Source organism: Arthrobacter sp. KNU-44, from assembly GCF_051843155.1.
Classification (GTDB): Bacteria; Actinomycetota; Actinomycetes; order Actinomycetales; family Micrococcaceae; genus Arthrobacter.
Map to the genome: position 1 here is coordinate 1370992 of NZ_JBPXNG010000002.1, position 21802 is coordinate 1392793.

General features: G+C 64.5%; 23 protein-coding genes. 12 read left to right on the forward strand and 11 right to left on the reverse strand.

Annotated features, from left to right (window positions below; all coding sequences use genetic code 11):
- Window positions 1–5: 5 nt before the first annotated feature.
- Entirely contained in the window at window positions 6–1004 is a 999-nt protein-coding gene (locus ACSVHC_RS07160) for an NAD(P)H-dependent flavin oxidoreductase (protein WP_439180713.1), read from the reverse strand.
- A gap of 18 nt (window positions 1005–1022) precedes the next feature.
- On the reverse strand, window positions 1023–1793 hold the full coding sequence (locus tag ACSVHC_RS07165) for an SDR family NAD(P)-dependent oxidoreductase (RefSeq protein ID WP_439180714.1): 771 nt from the start codon (window positions 1791–1793) through the stop codon (window positions 1023–1025).
- A 159-nt stretch (window positions 1794–1952) separates the two neighbouring features.
- Here ACSVHC_RS07165 and ACSVHC_RS07170 point away from each other — a divergent pair, with 159 nt between their 5' ends.
- Complete coding sequence (locus tag ACSVHC_RS07170; protein ID WP_439180715.1) at window positions 1953–2747, forward strand: FadR/GntR family transcriptional regulator; 795 nt, start codon at window positions 1953–1955, stop codon at window positions 2745–2747.
- Between the two features lie 19 nt (window positions 2748–2766).
- Here the strand turns inward: ACSVHC_RS07170 and ACSVHC_RS07175 are convergent, their stop codons facing one another.
- The 3 genes from ACSVHC_RS07175 to ACSVHC_RS07185 form a co-directional block, all read right to left on the reverse strand.
- Window positions 2767–3246, reverse strand: coding sequence for an HtaA domain-containing protein (locus ACSVHC_RS07175; protein WP_439180716.1), 480 nt, complete (start codon window positions 3244–3246; stop codon window positions 2767–2769).
- Between the two features lie 64 nt (window positions 3247–3310).
- Window positions 3311–3505, reverse strand: a complete 195-nt coding sequence (locus ACSVHC_RS07180) for a ferredoxin (protein ID WP_439180717.1) — start codon at window positions 3503–3505, stop codon at window positions 3311–3313.
- A 167-nt stretch (window positions 3506–3672) separates the two neighbouring features.
- Window positions 3673–4911, reverse strand: coding sequence for an NAD(P)/FAD-dependent oxidoreductase (locus tag ACSVHC_RS07185; RefSeq protein WP_439180719.1), 1239 nt, complete (start codon window positions 4909–4911; stop codon window positions 3673–3675).
- Between the two features lie 182 nt (window positions 4912–5093).
- Between ACSVHC_RS07185 and ACSVHC_RS07190 the strand changes: the two genes are divergently transcribed.
- From ACSVHC_RS07190 to ACSVHC_RS07200, 3 genes are read left to right on the forward strand one after another with little or no spacing between them, the layout of a single operon-like run.
- Window positions 5094–5666, forward strand: coding sequence for a nuclear transport factor 2 family protein (locus ACSVHC_RS07190; protein ID WP_439180720.1), 573 nt, complete (start codon window positions 5094–5096; stop codon window positions 5664–5666).
- Window positions 5667–5672: 6 nt separating this feature from the next.
- Window positions 5673–6935, forward strand: a complete 1263-nt coding sequence (locus ACSVHC_RS07195) for a cytochrome P450 (protein WP_439180721.1) — start codon at window positions 5673–5675, stop codon at window positions 6933–6935.
- A 28-nt stretch (window positions 6936–6963) separates the two neighbouring features.
- Window positions 6964–7878, forward strand: a complete 915-nt coding sequence (locus tag ACSVHC_RS07200; RefSeq protein WP_439180722.1) for a cyclase family protein — start codon at window positions 6964–6966, stop codon at window positions 7876–7878.
- Window positions 7879–8228: 350 nt separating this feature from the next.
- Here ACSVHC_RS07200 and ACSVHC_RS07205 read toward each other — a convergent pair whose 3' ends face one another.
- Both ACSVHC_RS07205 and ACSVHC_RS07210 read right to left on the reverse strand, forming a co-directional pair.
- On the reverse strand, window positions 8229–9422 hold the full coding sequence (locus ACSVHC_RS07205) for an MFS transporter (protein WP_439180723.1): 1194 nt from the start codon (window positions 9420–9422) through the stop codon (window positions 8229–8231).
- Window positions 9419–9733 carry a hypothetical protein gene (locus ACSVHC_RS07210; RefSeq protein WP_439180724.1) on the reverse strand — a complete coding sequence of 105 codons (315 nt, stop codon included), beginning with the start codon at window positions 9731–9733 and terminating at the stop codon, window positions 9419–9421. Before ACSVHC_RS07210 ends, ACSVHC_RS07205 begins: the two co-directional genes overlap by 4 nt.
- Before the next feature lie 392 nt (window positions 9734–10125).
- Between ACSVHC_RS07210 and ACSVHC_RS07215 the strand changes: the two genes are divergently transcribed.
- Window positions 10126–11007, forward strand: a complete 882-nt coding sequence (locus ACSVHC_RS07215; RefSeq protein ID WP_439180725.1) for an SDR family NAD(P)-dependent oxidoreductase — start codon at window positions 10126–10128, stop codon at window positions 11005–11007.
- A 58-nt stretch (window positions 11008–11065) separates the two neighbouring features.
- Here ACSVHC_RS07215 and ACSVHC_RS07220 read toward each other — a convergent pair whose 3' ends face one another.
- From ACSVHC_RS07220 to ACSVHC_RS07230, 3 genes are all read right to left on the reverse strand, one after another.
- The gene (locus ACSVHC_RS07220; protein ID WP_439180726.1) at window positions 11066–11398 is read right to left on the reverse strand and encodes a hypothetical protein; all 333 of its coding nucleotides are present in this window, start codon (window positions 11396–11398) and stop codon (window positions 11066–11068) included.
- A gap of 406 nt (window positions 11399–11804) precedes the next feature.
- Entirely contained in the window at window positions 11805–12233 is a 429-nt protein-coding gene (locus tag ACSVHC_RS07225) for a nuclear transport factor 2 family protein (RefSeq protein WP_439180727.1), read from the reverse strand.
- Window positions 12227–13438 carry a cytochrome P450 gene (locus ACSVHC_RS07230; protein WP_439180728.1) on the reverse strand — a complete coding sequence of 404 codons (1212 nt, stop codon included), beginning with the start codon at window positions 13436–13438 and terminating at the stop codon, window positions 12227–12229. Before ACSVHC_RS07230 ends, ACSVHC_RS07225 begins: the two co-directional genes overlap by 7 nt.
- A 202-nt stretch (window positions 13439–13640) precedes the next feature.
- Between ACSVHC_RS07230 and ACSVHC_RS07235 the strand changes: the two genes are divergently transcribed.
- Window positions 13641–13940, forward strand: coding sequence for a Dabb family protein (locus ACSVHC_RS07235; protein WP_439180729.1), 300 nt, complete (start codon window positions 13641–13643; stop codon window positions 13938–13940).
- Between the two features lie 54 nt (window positions 13941–13994).
- Here ACSVHC_RS07235 and ACSVHC_RS07240 read toward each other — a convergent pair whose 3' ends face one another.
- On the reverse strand, window positions 13995–14741 hold the full coding sequence (locus tag ACSVHC_RS07240) for an SDR family NAD(P)-dependent oxidoreductase (RefSeq protein WP_439180730.1): 747 nt from the start codon (window positions 14739–14741) through the stop codon (window positions 13995–13997).
- Window positions 14742–14885: 144 nt separating this feature from the next.
- Between ACSVHC_RS07240 and ACSVHC_RS07245 the strand changes: the two genes are divergently transcribed.
- From ACSVHC_RS07245 to ACSVHC_RS07270, 6 genes are all read left to right on the forward strand, one after another.
- A complete protein-coding gene (locus tag ACSVHC_RS07245; protein WP_439180731.1) occupies window positions 14886–15731 on the forward strand; it encodes an SDR family NAD(P)-dependent oxidoreductase in 846 nt (281 codons plus the stop codon).
- 54 nt (window positions 15732–15785) lie between these two features.
- Window positions 15786–16277, forward strand: a complete 492-nt coding sequence (locus tag ACSVHC_RS07250) for a nuclear transport factor 2 family protein (RefSeq protein ID WP_439180732.1) — start codon at window positions 15786–15788, stop codon at window positions 16275–16277.
- Between the two features lie 283 nt (window positions 16278–16560).
- Complete coding sequence (locus ACSVHC_RS07255) at window positions 16561–17883, forward strand: LLM class flavin-dependent oxidoreductase (protein ID WP_439180733.1); 1323 nt, start codon at window positions 16561–16563, stop codon at window positions 17881–17883.
- A gap of 127 nt (window positions 17884–18010) precedes the next feature.
- On the forward strand, window positions 18011–19234 hold the full coding sequence (locus ACSVHC_RS07260; protein ID WP_439180734.1) for a cytochrome P450: 1224 nt from the start codon (window positions 18011–18013) through the stop codon (window positions 19232–19234).
- A 378-nt stretch (window positions 19235–19612) separates the two neighbouring features.
- The gene (locus ACSVHC_RS07265) at window positions 19613–20395 is read left to right on the forward strand and encodes an SDR family NAD(P)-dependent oxidoreductase (protein WP_439180735.1); all 783 of its coding nucleotides are present in this window, start codon (window positions 19613–19615) and stop codon (window positions 20393–20395) included.
- A gap of 54 nt (window positions 20396–20449) precedes the next feature.
- A complete protein-coding gene (locus ACSVHC_RS07270; RefSeq protein ID WP_439180736.1) occupies window positions 20450–21568 on the forward strand; it encodes a Gfo/Idh/MocA family oxidoreductase in 1119 nt (372 codons plus the stop codon).
- Window positions 21569–21802: the final 234 nt, after the last annotated feature.

A 21802-nucleotide genomic window follows, 5' to 3' on the forward strand; every position in this document is an offset into this window, starting at 1 on the left:
GAGGGTCAGCGGGCGGGTGCGGGCTCGGGATGTATCAACGCGGCCAGACGGGTGGTGATGATGTGCTCGGCCTCCGCGACAATCTCGCCTACGACCTCGGCGCAGCTGCCCACGGAGTGGATCAGGCCCTGGGTCTGCCCGGCCCACCACAGCCCGTCTTCCATGTCCCCGTTCTTCAGCACGGCTTCGCGACCGCGGGCGCCGGAGGCCAGGTGGGCGATGTCCTGGAACGTGGTCTCCGGACGGGCGGAAATCTCCAGGATTTCCTCAGATATCGAGTTCCGTGCCACCCGGGCAGAGTTGCGGAACTTGCGGAAAATCATCCGGGTATCACGCTCGGTGTTCGCCACGATCTGATTCTTCACGTTCCGGTGCACCGGCGCCTCGTGCGTGGCCACAAACCGCGTGCCCATGTTCACCGCCACAGCCCCCAGCGACAGCGCCGCCGCGAGTCCGGCTCCGTCGGCGAACCCACCGGAAGCAATAACCGGGATGTCCAGCACGCGCACAGCGGCGGGAATCAGGATCAGGCTCGTGATGTCCTCCTCGCCCGGATGGCCTGCGCACTCGAACCCGTCTATGCTCACAGCGTCCACGCCCAGGGCCTGGGCCTTGAGGGCATGCCGCACGGCCACGGCTTTGTGCACCACTTTCACGCCGGCGGCTTTGAATGCCGGCATGTGCGCTTCCGGGCTGCCGCCGGCGGTTTCGACAACCGGGATCCGGTTCTCGATGATCACTTGGCGATATTCCTCGTACGGCACCGGACGGATCGTTGGCAGGATAGTCAGGTTGACCCCGAACGGCTTATCCGTCAGCTCCCTGCACGCCTTGATCTCCGCATCCAATGCCTCCGGCGTCGGCTGCGTCAGGGCGGAGAGGAACCCGAGGGCCCCGGCATTGGCCACCCCGGCAATCAACGGCGACGTACCGACGCCTGTCATGCCGCCGCACACCACCGGATGCTCAACCCCGAACATCTCCGTAAACACATTCGACAACATCAGAATTCCGCCTTTCGTTTAGACGTCACGGATCAGGTGGGGGAACTTAGCCCCGACGCCGCCGTCGACCACAATGTTCTGCCCTGTCAGGTACGCGCTCGCATCGGAGACCAAGAATGCCAGCACCGCCGCAATTTCCTCCGGTTCTCCGAACCGGCCCAGCGGCACATTTTCCGCCTGCCGGCCCACGAACTCTCCGTCGCTAAACAGCCCGGCTCGAGTGCGCGGCGTCATAATGACCCCCGGAGCCACAGAGTTGACTCGGATGTTGTCCGCGGCCAGCTCTACGGCTGCCGAACGCACGAGTGACATCAGCGCGGCCTTCGCCGCACCGTAGGCCGAATGCCCCTGCGCTCCGGCCACGCCCGACGCTGAAGAAACAAACGCAAATGCGCCTCCGCCCGAAGCCTTCAGCAATGGCGACGCAGCCTCCAGCACGTAGACCGCCTGGCGGTAGTTCAGCGCGAACTGCGTGTCCAAAACGTCGTCCGAGGAATCCAGCACCGGATGCCAGGCCGCCATGCCCACCACATCCACCACAGCGTGCAGTACTTCCAGGTCCGCAAACGCTTGGCGCACTGCGGCCCGGTCAGTTACATCCACCCCGGCCCAGGATCCGCCGACCTCCTTTGCTGCCGCCTCCGCCAATGCCAGATCCCGGTCCAGGCAAAGCACTGTTGCCCCTACCGAGGCCAGCGCCCGCACCGCCTCCAAGCCCATCCCTTGGCCAGCGCCAACAACAGCCACTACATGGCCCGCCAGCGACAGCCTCTCTGCATAACCCGCCATCAGACACCTTTCCCTGCACCTCGGTCATTCCGGATGCCACTTTTCATATGAATGATAACAATAATACGATTACTGTAAAGTAGTACTTGATATGAAGGAGCAGGACGGTCCTTTCGTCCTCGGCGTTTTCCGCTACCAAGCACGAGAGAAACTGGGAACATGAATACACAGGCCCCGGCACACATTCAGCAGGTTCGGGTAGCCGAGACGGTTGCAGCGGAACTTCGAAGCCGCATCCTCCGCGGTGACTTCGCCGATGGAATGCTTCCCAAGCAAGAACAACTCAGGGACGCGTATGGCATCAGCCATCCATCCCTCCGCGAGGCACTGCGCATCCTCGAGACGGAAGGCCTCGTGTCCGTCAAGCGCGGCAACGTTGGGGGCGCAGTGGTTCAACGTCCGAGCGAGGGCCAGTTCGCCTATTCGATGGGCCTCGCCCTTGAGTCGGCGGAGACCAGCATGCAGGCTTTGGCTGCGTCGGTGGCGCTCCTTGAGCCGCTGTGCGTACGAATGTGCGCTGAACATCCCGAGCGGTCCACACTGATCGTACCGAAGCTGCGTGAAGTCCTGGCGACAGCGTCCGAGGCCATCGATGGCCCCTCCTTCACCCGGTTGGCGCGCGGTTTCCACCAGGCCGTCGTCGACCTGTGCGGCAATCGTCCGATCCAACTCATCGTCGGCGGCATGGTCAAGCTTTGGACCGTCCAGGAAGAGAACTGGGCGGACCTGATCAATGCCAAAGGCGCGTACCCGAACGAAGAGATACGCAGAAAGGGCTCAACCGAGGTGCACGAACACCTGATTGACCTGATTGAGGCAGGACTCGCGGACGAAGCAGAACGGACTTTTCGAGAGCATGTCGAGTCAACGCACAAGGTGGTGCTCGCGAAGGTCAAGGGCCGCAGCATTGATGCGTCTTCCCCCCGCGCCAGGCACTCCCTCCTCAACACGTAAGACTCGGACGGTACGTCCGTTACATAATCTGCACACGCAGCTCCAAGGGGTCGAATTCCGCGCCCGCAGGGTATACGTCGTCAAACAGGGCCACTGCCTCCTCGCGGAGCTGGGTGCTCGCGATGGTCCGCAGCGTTCCATCCACCGCTTCGCGCTTCTCGATGCACAAGTCAACAAGGGGGACGCACAAACCGGGGCGGGTTTCCACCGTCAGCAGACCGATTCGGCCGTTGATGGCGATCGCCGGACTTGCGAGGGTCACATCAATTAGTCCGGCGTGTCCAATGAACTGCGCGGAGCCACCGCAAGTGACTCGTCCGTCACCAGCGGGAAGAAAAGCAGCACCGACAATGGGGAAATACAGCCGGCCGTCTGCGAGTTGCCCGGCGCCACCCCTTATCGTTTCCCTTCCCCGTGCGACACGCTGCACATAGCGGCGAAAGCTTCCCCGTATCGCCCACACCAGACCGGTCTGCTCGACCGTGTGCGTTTCACTCATCGCACTTCGACCCGTCCGGGCTTGCACGCATCAACACAGCAGCAGGTACGATCCGCGACATGATTCACTCTTCCAAGGTGAGCGCGCGAACCGGGCATCCGCTCACCGCACTGCGCACCGCTTCCAGGTCGGCCGAGCCGATAGGGGTGTTCTCGTCTAGTTCGAGTTCCCCATCGTCATTAAGGACGAAGTGATTAGGTGCAAGCCCCTCACAGATTCCGAGACTGACGCACTTGTCACGATCGACGATGACCTTCATGGGTGGATCCTTCCTTGTCGAGGTCGCACCGCAGCATTGGCCGGCAAGGCCATCATGGGGTGTGACGAGGATGCTTTTTTGAGGGGCGCGCTATATATAAATAATAAGAATATTTGAATGCAATCACGGATAGCGGGGAGCTGCCCTTCCGTACTGCCCGGTCCCGATCATGGCGTACCCAGCTCCGCGAACGACTTCAACGCAACGGTGCGGTCGGCAAGGCTCGCGCGGTCCGCGGACACCGTCACGCCGATCAGGCGCTTGCCCTGCGCATAGTCACGGGTGTTGTTGATCGCGTCGACGGCGGCGACAGTATCGCCCCGCAGGTAGATGACGCTGAACTTCCCGGAGGCAGGGTCGCCGCGAACCACCGTCGCGTCGTACCCCGCGAGAATGCCTGCGGTCTGCAGCTTGTCGTCGTATTGGTGCGACCAGAACCACGGCACCGCGTTGTACTCCTGGGGCGCGCCCGTGATCACCCCTGCGACCACCTTCGCCTGGTCGTTCGCGTTCTGCACTGACTCGAGCCGCAACCGATCGTCCGGCGTGAAGCGCGACGGGAACGAGGCGCAGTCTCCGATCGCGAATACGTCCGGCAGACTCGTGCGGCACAACCGGTCCACAAGGACCCCGTTGCCGACCTCCGCACCGGCAAGCGCGAGCGCCTCGATGTTCGGGATCAAACCAATCCCCACCAGGACGATGTCCGCCTCGAGCATGAGCCCGGAGGTCAGGACGACGCCGGTAGCGTGCCCGTCCATGCCGACGATCTCGGAGATCCCGTCACAGAGGATGATCTCGACACCCGCACGCTCGTGCTGGGCCCGAACATATTCAGCTACTTCATTGCCGGTCACCCTGGCGAGAAGGCGGTCGAGGGCCTCGACCACGGTCACCTCAAGGCCGAGGGTACGCAGCGATGCGGCGCTCTCCAGGCCGATGTACCCGCCACCGATCACGACTGCCTTGCGTGCGCCGGCCAGAGCGCGCTTGAGCTTGTCGGCGTCGTCGAGTTTGCGCACCACCATAACGCCTTCGAGATCGGCACCGGGCACCCGGAGCCGGCGTGCCTCCCCGCCGGCCGCCCACACCATCATTCGATACCCGATCGTGCGTCCATCATCGAGGCATACGGTGTGCGCGGCGGCATCGACCGACTCCACCCGCCTGCCGAGGATCCGGTGAATCCCCGAACCCGCCCACCAGTCATCCGTGCGGAAGGAGAGGTCCTCGACGGGGATGCCGGACGAAAGGTATCCCTTCGTCAGAGGCGGGCGCTCGTACGGTGCGGCAGATTCGTCGCCGACGAGGCCGACGCTGCCAGCGTATCCGGCGGCGTTCAGCAAAACTGCGGTCTGAACGCCGGCATGGCCGCCGCCCACGATCAATACATCGAAGGAGGTCATTGTTCTCCTGCCCTAGGATCTTGCCGACAGCTGCGTCGGCCATTCACGAGTCTCCATGTCATCACAATCTCTATAATGATGTCAATGAATCGTTCAGTCTGGGCATTGACCGTCTCAGCCGACCCCTGTGACGAGCGAGACTGTCCCTCAGGGAGCCGGCGCGTCATCCGGCTATGCTATAAATGTTTATAAGTTCGGGCCCGCAGCATGCCTGGTTTGTGGCCCTCGACGAAAGGTCGACGATGATGGACGAACACCTACAGCTGTTGCTTGACCGATCGGAGATCGAGCGCGTGGTCTACGACTATGCCACTGGCCTCGACACTAAAGACTGGGCTCTCTGGCGATCGATCTTCACCGACGAGGTGGAGGTGAAGTTCCGCCCCGCGGCCGATGCAGAGTTCACGGGCCTCGGGCAGGAGTGGCTCACAATGACCGCCGAAGAGTGGATCGAAGGCCGACGCATTCTGTTCACAGGTCTCGCGACAACCCAGCATCAGATGTCCAATCCGCGGATCACAATCGAAGGCGATGCTGCGACCTGCACTATGTACATGCAGGCAATCCATTTCATGCCGGGTCGGCCGGATGCTGAATACACCCTCGGCGGCTACTACATAGATGACCTGGTGCGGACCGCCGGAGGCTGGAAGCTCTCACGGGTGAATCTCAACGTCACATGGGAGCGAGGCGACACCACCATGCTCGAACGCGGCCGGTCCTTGGGTCAACAGCTCGCTGCGGTCGGGAGCTGAGCAACCATGACCGAACTTGCAGACTACGACGACAAGATCCTTGATCCGGACTGGTATAAGACGCGCGAAGACCTCGACGTACTCGAGCGGTTCAGCACCGAAGACCCTGTGCACTGGACGCACGCGCCCAGCTACGGGCGCGACTTCTGGTTCATCACCGGCTACGAGAATGTCCGGGACTACCTGCTCGACCACAAGAACTTCAGCTCTCGCTGGGATGGGCGGATCCCGAAGACTCCCAAGCGCTATACCCCCGAGGAGCGCCACGAGATGGGCTTCGACGTCAGTATGGCGCGCAACGATCCGCCCACCCATGATCTTTACCGCAAGCCGGTGAACAAGCACTTCAGCGTTCCGGCGGTCCGCAGGATGAAGGGCGGCATCGACCGCATCGTCGACGAGCTTCTCGACGACGTCGCCGAACGCGGCGAGTGCGATCTGGTTGATGACATCGCCTCGGAGCTGCCGGCACGAGTGATTCTGCGGATGCTCGGCGTGCCCGAAGAGGACTGGGACCACCTGCAGCGGTCGGCCTGGCGCTGGCTGTCACCCGGTGATCCGAGCCTGACGATCGACGGTGACCTGTACGTAACCTCGCGCACGGGCCACAACGAGCTCCTCGACTACTGCGAGCAGCTCGCGATGGAACGCCGCCAGAACCCTCGCGACGACTTCGCGAGCGTACTCACCCAGGTGACGGTCGACGGCGACCCCCTGAGCGTGCACGAGCTGCGCAGCTACTTCACGGTCATGATCGGCGGCGGTCTTGACACCACTCGGAACACGACCGCCGTCGGGATGTACGCCTTCCTGACCAACCCTGAGCAGGCGCAGCTGCTGCGCGAGGACCCCAGCCTCCTGCCGTCCGCAGTGGAAGAGGTCATGCGCTGGGTCACTCCGTCACGCACGCGCTTCCGCGTCGCAGCGCGAGACTTCGAGTTCCGCGGCCGCGACATCCGTGCCGGAGACTGGGTGATCGGCTCGGCGACGTCAGCCAACCGAGACAAGCGGATCTTCACCAACCCTGACCGCTTCGACATCCGCCGGAACCCGAATCCCCATCTCGGCTTCGGCGAAGGAATCCACCAGTGCCTGGGACGAAACCTGGTGCGCCTCGAACTCGCCGCGATCTTCCAGAAAACCGTTGAAAGGTTCCCGGACATGGAACCGGTCGGTCAGCCGGTATGGCTTCCCGATTACAGCTCGGTCGGGTTCTTGCGGATGCCGGTGCGCTACTCGCCCACATTTATCCCCGCCGGCGCACGTTGAGAGGCTGAGAATGTCGCACACACGACTTATGTCGGACGAAGAACTGCCTGCGGTCTTCGAGGCTGTATCAAACTGGGGTCGGTGGGGCGCCGACGACGAGCGCGGCACCGTCAACCTCATCACCCAAGAGGTGACCGCCCGCGCGGCGGCGGAGATCAGGGAAGGCGCCGTCGTCGGCTTCGGGTCGATCGACCTGTCGGGTTCCCTCGCATCCGCCGAACCACAGACGCGGCACGTGATGCTCAAGGACGGCGAGGACGTGGGCGCCGGCTACGCCTCCGCGACCGACTTCGTCGGGATCGACTACCACGGAGTCCACACCAGCCACTTCGACGCGCTGTGCCACGTCTTCTACGATGGGCGCATGTACAACGATCGGCCGGCGGGGCTCGTGCGCTCCACCGGCGCGGAGGCGAACACGATCGAAGCCTTCCGCGACGGCATCGCCACCCGGGGTGTGCTGCTCGACATCCCGTCCCTCCGTGGTACCGCCTTCGTCGAACCGCTCTCCCCCATTGTGCCGGAAGAGCTCGACGCCGCCCTCGCCGCCCAGGGCACCGACATCCGTGAAGGGGACGCCCTGTTCATCTACGTGGGCCGCTCCGCTCACCGCGCAGCGGTCGCCGGCGAATTCGTGGACGGCGCCCTTCAGGTCGCTGGCCTCGACGCTTCCTGCCTGCCGTGGCTGCACGCGAAGGGCATCGCTGTGCTCGGTTCGGACGGCGCGAACGACGCGCTACCGCGCAGGGGCGGAGCGGAACGGGTTCCGGTGCACGTCGGCGCGATCGTCTATATGGGGATGCCGCTGCTCGACAACGCCGCGCTCGATGCACTCGCCGACGCCTGTCGCGAGCGGTCGCGCTGGAACTTCTTCACCGCGATCACGCCGCTGGCCATCAGCGGCGGCACGGGGTCGCCCGTGAACCCGTTGGCGATCTTCTGAACTCGGCTGGCTGAACCTGGCCTCGTGAGGGAGGCGAGGCTGCCGGCTGGAAATGGGCGCAACACCTTTTACAAGGGTCTGCACGACGGAATCGTCGTCGAGTTCATCGAAGGACACTCTCGCACCCGCGCACCGCTGGGTCGCATAGACGGAAACCAGCAGACTCACCAGATGAGATCCGCTTTGACGGGAAGGCAGTCATCGTGACGGGCGCGGGTTGTGGCATGGGCCGCGACCCATGCACTCCTGTTTGCCTCGCGCGGCTGCGCGCTCGCGGCCGCCGGCATCGTGGCACAGCACGGGGAGGCCGTCCAAGCCATCGAAGTCTCCGCTTGTGCTTCCAGCCCGGGCTACTTTAACGGAACACTGTCCGGGATGTTTTCAACGAGGGATTCCTCTGCACGTGTCCGGCTGCGCAGACGATGCGCCAGTACGCTGATCACGACCGTCCCGACCATGCTCGCGACGGCGGCGAGCGGCGCAATCCATTGGGGGCCGAGGGCCTGCAGCACCCCCGCGCTGACCGCGGTGCCGATCGCGCCACCGGCCTGCAGGAGGGCGGCATAGAGCGCGAACGCCGTCGCAGGGTTCGCCGGATGGAGCCGTCCCATCTCGACTTGGGCAGCGGGAAAAGTCGCATTCTGCGCAAGGCTCCACAAAACCACCACGATCGCGGCGATCAGGAACGTCGACGCCAGCGAGAACAGCGGCGTCGTGAGGGTGATCGCAGTGAACCCGCAGATCGCGACGGGGTAACCCCCGAAGCGGTCGATCAGCCTCCCTGCGAACAGGGCGGCGGCTACGCCTGCAAGCCCGTAGATCACAAGCAGGAGGGGAACACCGATATCGGTGATCCCGGCTGAGCCCTTCAAGACGGGCGCGAAGAAGGTGGTGATCGAGTACTGGCACCAGGCGAAGAGCAGTGCGACGAGCCCGAGCGCGAGCACGGCAGGCCGGCGGAATGGCGCGAACTGCTCAGCCAATGTCGCCTTCGCCGACTTCGGCGTTGGCGGGATGAAGAACAGCCCGATGAGGCCGACGATCCCCAGCGAGGCGAGGAACAGGAAGGCGCCCGCGTAGCCGAGCCAGATTCCCAGCAGCGAGCCTAGCGGCACCCCGGTGGCGACGGAAAGGAGAATTCCCGCAGACAACAGTCCCAGGGCCCGTCCCTGATTCCCGGGCGGCGAGATCGCAATGGCGATCGCAGCCGCCTGCGGCGGGATGGCCGCTGCGGCAACCGCGACGATCATCCGTGACACCATGAACGCCGTTACGTCTGGTGCGAGTCCCGACAGGACAGTGCCGCCGATGAAAAGCAAGAGCCCGCCGGCCATGATCGTCCGGCGCCCAAACCGCGACAGGACGATCGGAAGGAGCGGGCCGATCACCGCATACGTGAGGGCGAACACCGTCAGCCCGAGCCCGGCGATCGCCTCGCTCGTGTTCAAGCCCTCGGCGATCGCAGGAACGATCCCGGCCATGATTAGTGCGTTCGTCCCGACCGCAAACACGGCGAGGAGGACGAAGATCATTCGCCAGTTCATGCGGCCACCTCCGTACCGCTCACATCAGGAGAGCAACGAGATCGCCGAGCCTTTAGGTTTCCCCAGCAGATGCCCGCCGCCAACACGGCGGGCGAGGCGAGCGGCCGGAACTGCTCGCGCAGCGAGGGTCGACCCACGGGGACCGCCACACGCACGGTGGTGAGGCCGAGGAGCGTGACCACTGCGGGAACTGATCTCAGCAGGGAAGCGACTCGGCAACCGAAGGCCTCTCTTAGCAGGCCGTCCCTCAGCCGGGAAACCCGGGGTCGTTCCCTGTGCGATTGCTCGGCTGTCGCGGTTTCGGCCGTCATTGATCCAAACTCCTTATCGGGTGCCCTGCGATGGTTCCGACCGACGGCATCATAAGATTCAATGATTATAATCCTAGCACTTTTACCGATGTCGTGAACGGCGTCTACCCGCACCTCCCTGTGCCGATGACGGGGTTCCAGGCAGCACCTCCGGGCGAGGGGCTCCTCGACGGCGGCGTCGGTGTCCCCAGAGCGACGATCATGACCATGATTTTTATTTTTATAAGAATTGACAGTATTGGGTGAGCGCAGCTAACGTGGTGTCCGATTCCGTCGGCTTAAGCCCGGGTCATGCCGTGCTGTACGTGGTCTTGAATGTAGCCAGGCTTGACGGGAGCGGTGCTTCCGCCCAATGGTGGCACCTCGATGCAGTGGTAGGAAATGGAGAAAGAATGCGGCTATTCACAGGATCGGCTGTCGTCACAGGAGCGGGAAGCGGTATCGGGCGCTCAATCGCCCATGCGCTCGCCACCCGCGGCCTTGGCGTCGTAGTGGCTGACGTCGAACTCGCCGCGGCTGAGGCGGTGAGCAGCGAGATCGCTGCAGCCGGAGGCCGTGCTATCCCGAACCAGGTAGACGTGCGCGACTTGGCCGCCATGGAAGCCATGGCAGATCGCGCGGAAGCCGAGTTTGGCCCCACAAGCGTGCTGGTCAACAACGCCGGCGTGACGCTTCGCCCGTTCCGAGCCTCATGGGACACGAACTATGACGACTTTCGCTGGATGTTCGACATCAACTGGTGGGGCGTGGTCCACGGCCACGCCGCATTCGTACCGCGGATGCTCGCCGGCTCTGGTGACCGGCACATCGTGAACACCGCCTCGACAGCCGCAATTCATCCTTTTGCGGGGCACTCCTCATACTCCGCGTCGAAGGCAGCAGTGGATGGATTCACCATTGCGGTGCGCGCAGAACTCGAGGCTGCCGCCGAAGGGTTCGGCGCGAGCGTCTTGTTCCCGGGCCCGATCAAGACTCGGATCACCTCGAGCGCGCGGCTTCGTCCGACGGCCGAGGCGGAGGCGTCGACGTCGGTTAAGCCGTGGTCCGACTACACCGGGGACACACGGCGCAGCCAGCTCGTCGAAACCGCACACGTCGATGGTGAACTCCCCCACCGGGCGAGCAACCCGGCCGAGGTAATCGACGCCGATGCGGTCGGAGGAATCGTCCTCAACGGAATCGACCGCAACCAGCCGTACATTCTGACGCATCCGCCTCACGAGGACCGCATCACGATGCGCCGCGACCAACTGCTCTCCGCAGAACCACGCTGAGGCGGCATCCGGCGCTCTGGTGGGCGCCCCTCCGAAATAAACCGTTCTCGTCTGGCGCTCAGAGGGCCAGGGCGCGGTCCTCCAACAACGGTTCGCGAACGTACGAGCGGCCCTCGCGGTCCATGCTGCCGGCCATAAAGCCGGTGCCCGCATGCTTCTCCTCGTCGTCACCGTCGAGCCGGGTGCGCGTCTGGCCGAACACGTGCTGCGGCACCGCGAACCGCCCGCGGACGAGCAGTATCACCCACGCGATGTACTCTTCCCTGTCGCCGCGGAACACGCCATGCTCGTCCGGGGCATCCTCCAGTCCGCGGCGAATCGAAGGCTCGGGGCGACCGGGAAGGGACGCTTCGGGTCCGCAACAACGGCGGGATGGACATCGCGCCCGCAATCGTGCATTGGTCGATGACCTTCTCACCAGTCAGGACCGGCCGATTGGCGATCACAAGCCCGACCTCAAATGACGTCCCGACCATATCCGTAGCGATGACGTTGGTGTGACCGCTGGCGGCTGCGTTGGATGCTGTCGCCGCGAGGCCGCCAACAAGACCGGATCCGATGGATGGTGGCCAGCGACGACACCCTGCCGGCGGGAACAGCGGCCCGGTCCCGGCCGTATGTCGGGCCCATTGGAGCGATCATGGTCAGCAGACTGCGCCCCGGAGGGACACGAATCCTGGATTCGAACGCGACGCCTCGCGCCGGTCGTACGCCGGCAGGGAGACTTGTTCCCTTTGGCGTCGGCGCAAAAATAACGCGCCCGCGCACGAACGTGTGCGCGGGCGCGCCCGGAGCTCTCAGCGGATCGGCGCCAGTGCCTTTGCCGCCCGCTGCGGATCGGCGTAGAGCCGCAGCCTGCTGATCCGCGTTCCGTCGATGGTGAAGACGCCGACGTAGTCCTGCTCGTAGAGCGCCCCGGTCTCACCGATGATGCTCCGGCCCGAGAACTCGACCACCACCCGGTTCTCCCTCGGGTCAGTGGTCACACTGTGAATCGTGAACTGCAAATCGCGGCGGTTGGAGATCATCTTGCGGTAGTCCGCAGCGATCGCCGCAGCCCCCGCGAATTCCGCCGGACTAACGGGAGAATGGTACGGCAACTCGTACAGGGCGTCCGGGGCGAACAGCGCTTCGAACGCGTCGAAATCACCCGCCTCCAAAGTGCGGTGAAAACCGAGAGCCGCTTCGATCTGTTCGCCCGCCTGGGCCGGTGCGCCGATCACCATGCGACCGGCAGGTCGTATACGCCGAACACGAAACCGTCCCGCTGGAACCCGATATCGCTTTCGCAGCCGGCCAAGCGCAGCGTCGGAATGCGACGCAGGATCGTCTCGAACACGACCTCCAGTTCCGCGCGCGCCAGATTCTGACCCAGGCAGGAGTGGATGCCACCACCAAGCGCCAAGTGCTGGCTGTTGTCGCGGTCGATGTCGAAGACGTCCGGGTTGTCCCATGCGCGCGGGTCACGGTGCGAGGGCGACATGAGCGGGATGATCCCCGCACCAGCAGGGACCTTTACTCCGCCGAGGTCGAGCTCCGTGGTGGTGATCCGGGCCACCGAACCGTCGTTGATGGCCTGGAGGCGGAGCATCTCGGTGATCGCGTCGGGAATCCGATCCGTGTTCTCGCGGAGGAACTCCGCCTGGGCTGGGTCCCGGAACAGCTGCAGGAAGCCGAGCGAGATGGTGTGTGCGGTGGTCTCGTGTCCACCCACGACCAAGACATAGGTGTGGGCGACCGCCTGCTCGCGGTTGATCTCACCAGCCTGCAGCTTGTCGGTCAGCACCTGGAGCACGCCCCCGCCCGGATTCTTGATCGACTCGTCGACGAGGTGCTCACAGACCCCAAAGAGCTCCTTCGTCGCGGCCGCGAAGTCCTCCGCCGACGAACCCGCACGCGTGATGACCGTGGCCAGCCGCTCGAAATCATTGTGAAACGCGTAGTCGATCCCGAGGGTTCGGCAGATCACTGTGGAGGGGATGACCAGGCTGAACTCCTTGTGGAAGTTGACCGGTTTCCCGAACGTCATCAACCGATCGACCGCTTCGTCGACGATCTTCTGGATGTCTTCCCGCTGTTCGTTGATCTTCTTCATCGTGAACCAAGGCGCCAGCATCTTGCGGAACCTGCCGTGCAACGGTGGGTCCATGTGGTTCATGATCAGGTCGTTACGGCGGAAGCTCATGCCGCGGCGGACCTGCGGGAACTCTTCTTGGCTTGGATCCCGTGACACCGTTGGGTTCTCGAAGACCTCTCGGGCCTCCTTCTGGCGCGTCACGACCCACGCGGTCTTGCCGTTCTGGAGCGTGACCTGCTTCGCGGGGGTTTCCTCCCGCCATTGTGCGTAGGCCGGTGGCGGTGCCAGCGGATCATCACGCAGCTGCGGGAATGCAGGAGGGGCTTCGGTTGACTGCTCAGTCGCGATCGTCATTTCTTCACCTTCACCGTTGAACGAGACAAGTGGCGCGGCCTGACGTGCCACTTGTATTGCAATCATTATATAATTGGAATCCAGCAATGATAGCTTGCCGGGTGAAAACCGCAATCGCCCAGCATTCCCAGCAGGGCCCAACCAGCCGTTCCCTTGCTTCAGCGTTTGACGATGGCGATGCAGGTAGTGCAAACTCCAGTGCATGATCCGTCATTGCTCACTCTGGAAATTCACGGACGCCGCGCCTGTGGGCCTCATCGACGAGGTGACAGACGCGTTCTACGCGGCCGCGGACGAGATCCCGTCAATTCGCGCGTGTCAGGTCGGCGGGAACATCGGGTACCTGCCGACGAACTACGACTTCGCGCTCACGATCGACTTTGACGACGTCGACGGCTACCGCGAGTACGTCGCCCACGATCGCCACATGCAGCTCTTCAAGGACTATCTCGAGCCCTATCTGGAGTCCCGCGGGGCGGTTCAGTTCGAACTCCGCGCCTGATCGAGGCGGTCGCGGCTCCGCGCCTGATCGAGGCGGTCGCGGCGCCGCGGGACCCTACGCCGGCTGCGTCGCGTGCCGGTACAGCGCAAAAGTGTTGCTGAGGAACCCGCCGTCGACGACGATGCTCTGCCCGGTGACGTAGCCGGCGTCGCCCGAGGCGAGGAAGCTGACGATGCTTGCAATGTCTGCCGGCCCCGCGAGACGGCCGAGTGGGATGAACGCAGCCTTCTGCGGCTCCTCCCCGTCTTGGATGGGGCGGTTCGTCCCCTCGGTTTGGACACTGCCGGGCGCCACGCCGTTGACGCGGATGCCGTCCGGGGCGAACTCGATCGCCGCCTGCTGGATGAGCATCGCGGCAGCGGCCTTGGATGCCGCGTACGATCCGACCCCCACCGCGGGAACGAGCGCCGACATCGAGGTGATGTTCACGATGGCGCCTGTGCCATCCGCGGCGAGCTGGCGGTGGAACGCCTGCATGCACAGCAGGTTGCCCCGGACATTGATGGCGAACACCCGGTCGAACTCCTCGACCGAGATCTCGAGCAGCGGCGACCAGGGGTAGATGCCCGCACTGTTGACGAGCACGCTGAGCTCGGGCACCTTCCCCGCGGCATCCTTCACGGACTGCGGGTCGCTCACATCCAACCGTAGGGCCGTGCCGCCGAGCTTCGCTGCCGCGGCCTTCGCCAGCCCTTCGTCATAGTCCGTCACGTAGACGTGGTAGCCGTCGTCGGTCAGCCGCTTCGCGATGCCGTAGCCGATCCCCTGCCCGGCGCCGGTGACGAGTGCATAACGTGTCATCTGAAAGTCTCCCTAATCGTTGCGCTGTCTGATCTATCATTTATAGTATTATTAGAATCGAAAGTATAGAGGAATGGGGCGCCAAGCGTCTCCTGCGACAGACTCGATCGCGACCCCGGCACCGACACGAAGGAGTGGATGGAAATGGGCGACGACAGCTCGAACGGCGCCTACCGCGCACTCATCACAGGTGCGAGCCCGGGTGGGATAGGCGCGGCGGTCACGGCAAGGCTCGTCGAAGGCGCGCTGGACCGAGGCCTGGAACCGCGGATCACGATCACCGCAACCAAGCTCGTAGATGAGCTTGATGCGTTCGCCGACTCGCAGCGTGACCGGGGCGCGAGGATCCTGGTGCTCACAGGCGATCTGCAGACCACGACCTTTCCGGTCGAGGTCGCCGAGAAGGCGATCGAGTTCGCCGGCGGCCTCGACACCCTCGTCTCGAACGCCGGCAACACCTACTTGGGGCGCCTCGTCGATCAGACGACCATCGAGGAGTGGGACTCTGTGATGAATGTCCACGCCCGCGCGGCATGGCTGCTGGCATCGACCGCTTATCCGGCGCTACGCGCATCCCGAGGCTCGTTCATCGCGACCACCTCGACGAGCGGGATCAGCCCGCACCCAGGCCTGGGAGCGTACTCGCCCGCGAAAGCCGCGCTCATACGTCTCGTCGAGACGCTCGCACTCGAGTGGGGACCGGTGGGGATCCGCGCGAACGCCGTCGCTCCCGGCCCGATCGTCACCCCCATCAGCCGGAAGTCGCGGCCGGGGGTCAGTGATGCTGAGGTCCGAGAGATGCTCGCCACCCGTGCGCGAGTGATGCCCCTCCGCGCGCTCGGCGAGCCCGAAGACATCGCCGAGGCCGTGGCGTTTCTCGATAGCCCCGCCGCCAGGTTCATTACGGGTCAGAATCTCGCCGTTGACGGCGGGCTGTCCCTGACCGCGAATCTTCGTGTGCCAATGCGCCACCAGCTAACGGTGGAGTGAGACGCACGTCGAGTAAGACCAACCCCAACACCCACAGGAAAGATGAGGATGCACATGACCGATACCGCTGTACTCACCGACACCACTGAACTTGAGGCGATCCGTCATCTCAAGGCCCGCTACTTCCGAACTCTTGACACCAAGGACTGGGACGGTTTCAAGGCCGTCTTCACCGAGGACGCAGCCATCGGACCGCTCGACAACGGCTTCACCCCCGACCTTCTGGCGCTGCGTTCGGCGACCGATCGTCAGCCGCTCGCTGCGTCTGGTCTCGATGCGTTCGTGCAGCGAGTCGCCACGAACATCGGCCCGCTCATCTCGACCCACCACGGCCACCAGCCGGAGATCGAACTCACCGGCGACGGCGAGGCGACCGGCATCTGGGCGATGGAAGACGTACTCGTCTGGCCCGCTGACGGCTATCGTCTGCGCGGCACGGGACATTACTGGGAGACCTACCGCAAGGTCGACGGCGATTGGAAGATCGCGTCGATCAAACTGACGCGGCTCTACGTGTTCGTGGAGCGGATCGATCCGCTGGGCTGACCATCCACTACCAAGACTCACAGTTACGTGGGGCTGATCGCTCGGGTTCTTTGTCGATCCTGGGCGGTCAGCCCCTTTTTATGTCCGCGTCGTGCCGCCGCATGTTTGGGCGGTACCATCGCCCGCCAGCGCCCGACCACCCAATTACCACTCAGTGACGGCGTTGACGGACGCGCAGATCTCGCAATTCCCGGTCTTGGAACTTTTACTTTCAATCCTTATAACTGTAATATAAAAAGAGGAGTGGAAGTCAACGTTTCCCATAGGATCAGGAGCACCTTCAATGAAGCGACAGCTGCACCTCAACACCTTCATTAACGCCGTTGGGCACCATGAGGCCGCGTGGCGCCGCGCCGAGGCGGTGCCCAACTGGAACCTGGATATCGAGCACTACAAGAATCTCGCGCGCATCGCTGAGCGCGGCACGCTCGACTCGATCTTCTTCGCCGACATCCAAGGGCTCATCTCGAGCCCGAGCCGCCGGCCGGGCGAGATGCTCGACCCCGTGGTCAAGCTGACCGCCCTCGCCGAGGCCACCGAACGCATCGGACTGATCGCGACGGCATCCACCACGTTCGATGACCCCTTCAACCTGGCGCGGCGGTTCTCCTCCATCGATATCATCAGCGGCGGCCGAGTCGGCTGGAACGTGGTGACATCAATCGCGAAGGAGATCGGGCCCAACTTCGGCGTCACCGAGTTCCCGACGCCGGAGGAGCGGTATGAGCGCGCCGGCGAGTTCGTCGACGTCGTGCTGAAGCTCTGGGACAGCTGGGAACCGGACGCACTCATCGTGGACAAGGCGCGCGGCATATATGCCGACGAGGACAAGGTGCATCGGATCGGCCACGTCGGCAAGTACTATTCGGTGCAGGGCCCGGCCCTTCTCCCCCCGACGCCGCAGGGCCGTCCGATCATTGTCCAGGCCGGCTCCTCCGGTCCGGGCATCGCCTTCGCGGCGAAGTACGCCGAGGCGGTGTTCACCGCGCAGGGGACCGTCAATGAGGGCCGGGCTTTCTATGCCAACCTAAAGTCGCAGGCGACCGCCCTGGGGCGCAACCCCGAGCACCTGCACGTTCTTCCCGGCATCGTGACGGTCATCGGGGGGACCGAAGCGGAGGCGCAGGCAAAGGCACAGGCGCTCGACGAGCTGATCGTCCTCGACTACGCCCATGTCCACTTGGCCGAGCAGACGGGGGTCCCGGTCGAGGAGCTCGACCTCGACAAGCCGCTTCCGGCCCACATCCGCCGCCCCGAGGAGATCGTCGACGGTCGCAGCCGCTACGAGATCAGCATCGGCATGGCGCGACGGGAGAACCTGACGGTCCGTCAACTTTTGATCCGGCTCAACGGCAGCCGCGGTCACCAGAAGCTCATAGGGACCCCCGAGCAGGTGGCGGACGTCATCGAGATGTGGTTCACGACCGGCGCCTCCGATGGCTTCAACATCATGCCCGCAACTTTCCCCGACGGACTGGAGGACTTCGTCGACCACGTCGTCCCCATCCTGCGGCGCCGTGGTCTGTTCCGCGATGCATACGAGGCCACGACGTTGCGCGGGCACTACGGCCTTCCGCAATCAGCGCCGGCGCTCCAACTCGCCTAGGCTCAGACGGCCCGCACACCGAGCAGACGAAGCCATCGCCGGTAGGTACCGAATGAGGTGCTGAAATTCACGTTTTCCGGGACGACCGCTGCAGCGGATCCATCCAATGATGTAGAGGCAGGGATCAATGAAGATCGAACGGGCAGACCACAACGCGCCCCACACTGAAGGCCCGCGGTTCCCGCAGTTACGAAACGACCCCATGAAGCCGCCGTCCGCTTACGAGCAGTGGCGCGAGCAGGCGGGAGTCGTTCCGGCGGCACTACACAGCAACCAGCGTGCGTGGGTGGTGCTGAGGCACGACGCCGTACGGGAGGCCTTGGAACACCCCGGAATCTCCGTTGACGCACAGCACCCGCACTACCCGAAGGTGCGCAAGGGTGTGACCTCGCGCTCCAATGACACCATGCTGCGCCACATGGACGCTCCGATGCACGGCAAGTTCCGCCGGATGATGGCCGGTCAGTTCACCCTCAAACGCGTCAATGAGCTGCGCCCCGAGCTGCAGCGGATCGTTTCGGAGGCAATCGACGGCATCATGGCCGCCGGCGAACCCGTCGACCTCCACAAGGAGGTCAGCCTCGTGATCCCGACCAAGGTGATCTGCGCGCTCCTCGGAGTCGACTACTCCTACAGCGCCGACATACAGCGCCTATCGGCCGTCACGACGTCGGCATCAGCGAGCGCGGAAGAACTGGCTGCGGCCGCGGGCGAAATGTACACGCTGCTGGACGCCATCATCACCGAACAGGTCAACGAGCCGCGTGACGGCCTGATCGGCAAGCTCATCAGGGACCACATGGGCACGGGCGAGATCGAACACCGGCAGGTCCTCGGACAGTCGTTCATGATCATTGTCGCCGGCCACGAGACAACGGCAAACACCATCTCGATGGGAATGCTCCAACTCTTCGAACAGCCGGACATCCGCAAGCGCGTGACGAAGGACCTGTCCCTTATCCCAGGGATGGTCGAGGACATGATCCGTATGCACTCGCTCGTGGACGGCACTCTCTCCCGCGTCGCGAAGGAGGACATGGTCATCGGCGGGCAGGAGGTCAAGGACGGTGATGGCGTGGTCGTAAACATCAGCGCGCCGAACTTCGACCCACGATACTGGGAGAACCCCTACAAGCTGAATATCGACCGCAACGACCGCAACCATGTCAGCTTTGGCGCAGGGGCACACTCGTGCCTGGGCCAGAACCTCGCGCGTGCCGAGCTCTACTTGGTGTTCGAGCAGCTGTTGACCCGCATCCCCACAATGCGCGTCGCCGACGTGCACGACGCCGTACAGATGCAGAACGACGGCTTCATCTACGGCGTGCGCCGACTCATGGTCGAGTGGTGAGCCCTGCCTTCCGCAAGATTGCGACACACGTCGACACGCCCATCTCAGTGCCTGCGGGGGGGTCTCACGGAGATCCGCAGGCGGCTCGAGAACGTAGGCTGGGCGCCGGACGCGGGAACCGCGACGAGTACTACGACATGAGGACGCGGCGTCTCAAGGGCCTCGTCGATACTGGCTGGACGGCTTCGGCTGGCGGCGGACACTTCATCCCTTGGGAGGTGCCCAATGTCTGGGTCGGCGACCTGCGCACAACCTTCCGCGGGCGGACCTGACAGCGCGCTTCGGGACTATCTCAACAAAATGGCTTCTGCCCGCCGGCAACGTGCCGCCGGGACATGGCAACGCGCAGCAACAGTTCACGGAAAGGTAGAGGCGCATATGGATCGGATGAACGGCAAAGTAGCCATCGTTACGGGAGGTGCCCGCGGTCTCGGCGGCGCGGCGGCATCCGCCTTGGCCGCCGAGGGCGCGCGCGTCGTGGTGGCCGACGTCCTCGACGACGCCGGCCGCGCGAAAGTCGACGAGATCACCGCGATCGGCGGAACGGCGCGCTTCGCCCATCTCGACGTGCGCGACGAGGACGCGTGGAAGCGCATGGTCGAGGACACCGTCGAGGGCTACGGCTGCATCGATGTGCTCGTGAACAACGCGGGGATCACGCTCCCGCGGACGATCGAGGAGGCGACTCTTGAGGAGTTCAGGCACGTGATGGACATCAACCTATATGGCGCGTTCGCCGGCATGCAGGCGGTCCTGCCGGCGCTGATCGCGCGCGGGTCCGGCGCGATCGTCAACGTGTCATCGAACTCGACCGACATGATCGTGCCGACGACCACCTACTACGCGGCGAGCAAGGCCGCGCTGGCTAACCTGACCAAAACTACCGCGGTGCACGTGGGGCTCAAGGGCTACGGCATCCGGGCGAACTCGATCCACCCGGGTCCCCACGCCACCGACATGCTCGCCGACCCCGAGGTCGCGGAACTGCCGCACATCAAGATGATGCGTGACACGGTCCCGCTCGGACGGTTCGGCCGCCCCGACGACTTCGCCCAACTCGTCGTCTTCCTCGCCTCCGACGAGAGCAGCTACATCACGGCATCGGAGTTCTTCATCGACGGGGGCCTGACACGCGTGTCCTATCCGGGCGTGCGCGGGTAGCCCCTAGCGGCAACGCCCCCGTCTTATACAGCAAAGCAGAGAAGGAACCACACAATGACCCGGCACGCGTTCGCCCCCGATCAAACCATCCGCGTCGGAATCATCGGCGCCTCCGGACCGGGGTGGGGACGCATCGCGCACCTTCCCGCGATCGCCACCATCCCCGGCCTGGAGGCGGCCGCGGTCAGCACGACCCGCCTTGAATCCGCACGGGCGACGGCCAAGGAGTTCGGCATTCCCGAGGCGTACGACAACCCGGACGACCTCATCGGCTCGGATTCGGTGGACCTCGTCATCCTCGCCGTGCGCGTCGAGCACCACTACGGGCTGCTGCGGAAGATCCTCCAGGCCGGCAAACCCGTGTACAGCGAATGGCCGTCGGGATCGAACCTGCAGCAGACGCGAGAGCTGCGCGACGGCTTCGCCGCGGCCGGCGTGTACGCGGCGCCGGGCCTCCAGGCCCGTTCCACCCCCGCTATCCGCTATGTCCGTGACCTGGTCCGCGACTGCTACGTCGGCCGCGTGCTCTCCTCCACGCTCGTGGGCACAGGAACGCCCTGGGGCGATGTGGTGGACCCGCGCAACGCCTACCTCCAGGACGACGCGCTCGGCGGGACCATGATGACGATCCCGTTCGGCCACACGATCGACGGGGTGTGCAGCGTCCTCGGGGAGTTCGCCTCCATCGCCGCCATGACCGCGATCCAACAGCCTGCGGTCCGCCTCGATGGCACCGGCGAAACCGTGGAGAAGACGACGCCGGACCAGTTGCTCGTCTCCGGACAGCTCGCGGACGGGGCCATGCTCTCGGCCCACTACCGCGGCGGCAAAACCGCCGGAACGGCGCTGCACTGGGAGATCAACGGCACGGAGGGCACCCTCGTCGTAACCGCCCCGAACGGCAGCATGCAACTGAGCCCACTCACCATCCAGGGTGCCACGGCGGGAGGGAACGGACTGCGGGAGATCGACGTCCCCGCCTCCTACGTCAACGCCGATCCCTCGCTGCCCCACGCGGCCGCCACTGTCGCCGAGACGCTGCTGCTCGTCCAGCACGACCTTCGGCACGGAACGCGCCTCGCCCCCACCTTCGACGACGCGGTCACCCGCAAGGAGATGCTGGACGCGCTGCGGCGCGCGGCGGACACGGGCACCACGCAGCACCTTGCCTGACGCCGGCGTCCCCAGCGGATCGCTCGACGCATGCCTCGCGATCTTCGCCGCGTGCGGGATCACCCGGATGGGCGCGTTCTACCGAGATTCGGACCTGCCGGCCGTGCGGGCTGTTCCGCGACCTCGTCTCGCGCAGCCGGGCCTGCGGCGTCACCCCGTACCTCGAAGCCGTGTCATACTTCGGCCTCGGCTCGATCAGCGCCGGAGCGGAGATCGTCACCGAGGCGAAAGGGG

What these genes read in the sequence shown, in the direction of transcription:
- ACSVHC_RS07160 (WP_439180713.1), bottom strand. Translation starts at nt 1,004, where the DNA reads ATGTTGTCGAATGTGTTTACGGAGATGTTCGGGGTTGAGCATCCGGTG.
- ACSVHC_RS07165 (WP_439180714.1), bottom strand. Translation starts at nt 1,793, where the DNA reads ATGGCGGGTTATGCAGAGAGGCTGTCGCTGGCGGGCCATGTAGTGGCT.
- ACSVHC_RS07170 (WP_439180715.1), top strand. Translation starts at nt 1,953, where the DNA reads ATGAATACACAGGCCCCGGCACACATTCAGCAGGTTCGGGTAGCCGAG.
- ACSVHC_RS07175 (WP_439180716.1), bottom strand. Translation starts at nt 3,246, where the DNA reads ATGAGTGAAACGCACACGGTCGAGCAGACCGGTCTGGTGTGGGCGATA.
- ACSVHC_RS07180 (WP_439180717.1), bottom strand. Translation starts at nt 3,505, where the DNA reads ATGAAGGTCATCGTCGATCGTGACAAGTGCGTCAGTCTCGGAATCTGT.
- ACSVHC_RS07185 (WP_439180719.1), bottom strand. Translation starts at nt 4,911, where the DNA reads ATGACCTCCTTCGATGTATTGATCGTGGGCGGCGGCCATGCCGGCGTT.
- ACSVHC_RS07190 (WP_439180720.1), top strand. Translation starts at nt 5,094, where the DNA reads ATGTTTATAAGTTCGGGCCCGCAGCATGCCTGGTTTGTGGCCCTCGAC.
- ACSVHC_RS07195 (WP_439180721.1), top strand. Translation starts at nt 5,673, where the DNA reads ATGACCGAACTTGCAGACTACGACGACAAGATCCTTGATCCGGACTGG.
- ACSVHC_RS07200 (WP_439180722.1), top strand. Translation starts at nt 6,964, where the DNA reads ATGTCGGACGAAGAACTGCCTGCGGTCTTCGAGGCTGTATCAAACTGG.
- ACSVHC_RS07205 (WP_439180723.1), bottom strand. Translation starts at nt 9,422, where the DNA reads ATGAACTGGCGAATGATCTTCGTCCTCCTCGCCGTGTTTGCGGTCGGG.
- ACSVHC_RS07210 (WP_439180724.1), bottom strand. Translation starts at nt 9,733, where the DNA reads ATGACGGCCGAAACCGCGACAGCCGAGCAATCGCACAGGGAACGACCC.
- ACSVHC_RS07215 (WP_439180725.1), top strand. Translation starts at nt 10,126, where the DNA reads ATGCGGCTATTCACAGGATCGGCTGTCGTCACAGGAGCGGGAAGCGGT.
- ACSVHC_RS07225 (WP_439180727.1), bottom strand. Translation starts at nt 12,233, where the DNA reads ATGGTGATCGGCGCACCGGCCCAGGCGGGCGAACAGATCGAAGCGGCT.
- ACSVHC_RS07230 (WP_439180728.1), bottom strand. Translation starts at nt 13,438, where the DNA reads ATGACGATCGCGACTGAGCAGTCAACCGAAGCCCCTCCTGCATTCCCG.
- ACSVHC_RS07235 (WP_439180729.1), top strand. Translation starts at nt 13,641, where the DNA reads ATGATCCGTCATTGCTCACTCTGGAAATTCACGGACGCCGCGCCTGTG.
- ACSVHC_RS07240 (WP_439180730.1), bottom strand. Translation starts at nt 14,741, where the DNA reads ATGACACGTTATGCACTCGTCACCGGCGCCGGGCAGGGGATCGGCTAC.
- ACSVHC_RS07245 (WP_439180731.1), top strand. Translation starts at nt 14,886, where the DNA reads ATGGGCGACGACAGCTCGAACGGCGCCTACCGCGCACTCATCACAGGT.
- ACSVHC_RS07250 (WP_439180732.1), top strand. Translation starts at nt 15,786, where the DNA reads ATGACCGATACCGCTGTACTCACCGACACCACTGAACTTGAGGCGATC.
- ACSVHC_RS07255 (WP_439180733.1), top strand. Translation starts at nt 16,561, where the DNA reads ATGAAGCGACAGCTGCACCTCAACACCTTCATTAACGCCGTTGGGCAC.
- ACSVHC_RS07260 (WP_439180734.1), top strand. Translation starts at nt 18,011, where the DNA reads ATGAAGATCGAACGGGCAGACCACAACGCGCCCCACACTGAAGGCCCG.
- ACSVHC_RS07265 (WP_439180735.1), top strand. Translation starts at nt 19,613, where the DNA reads ATGGATCGGATGAACGGCAAAGTAGCCATCGTTACGGGAGGTGCCCGC.
- ACSVHC_RS07270 (WP_439180736.1), top strand. Translation starts at nt 20,450, where the DNA reads ATGACCCGGCACGCGTTCGCCCCCGATCAAACCATCCGCGTCGGAATC.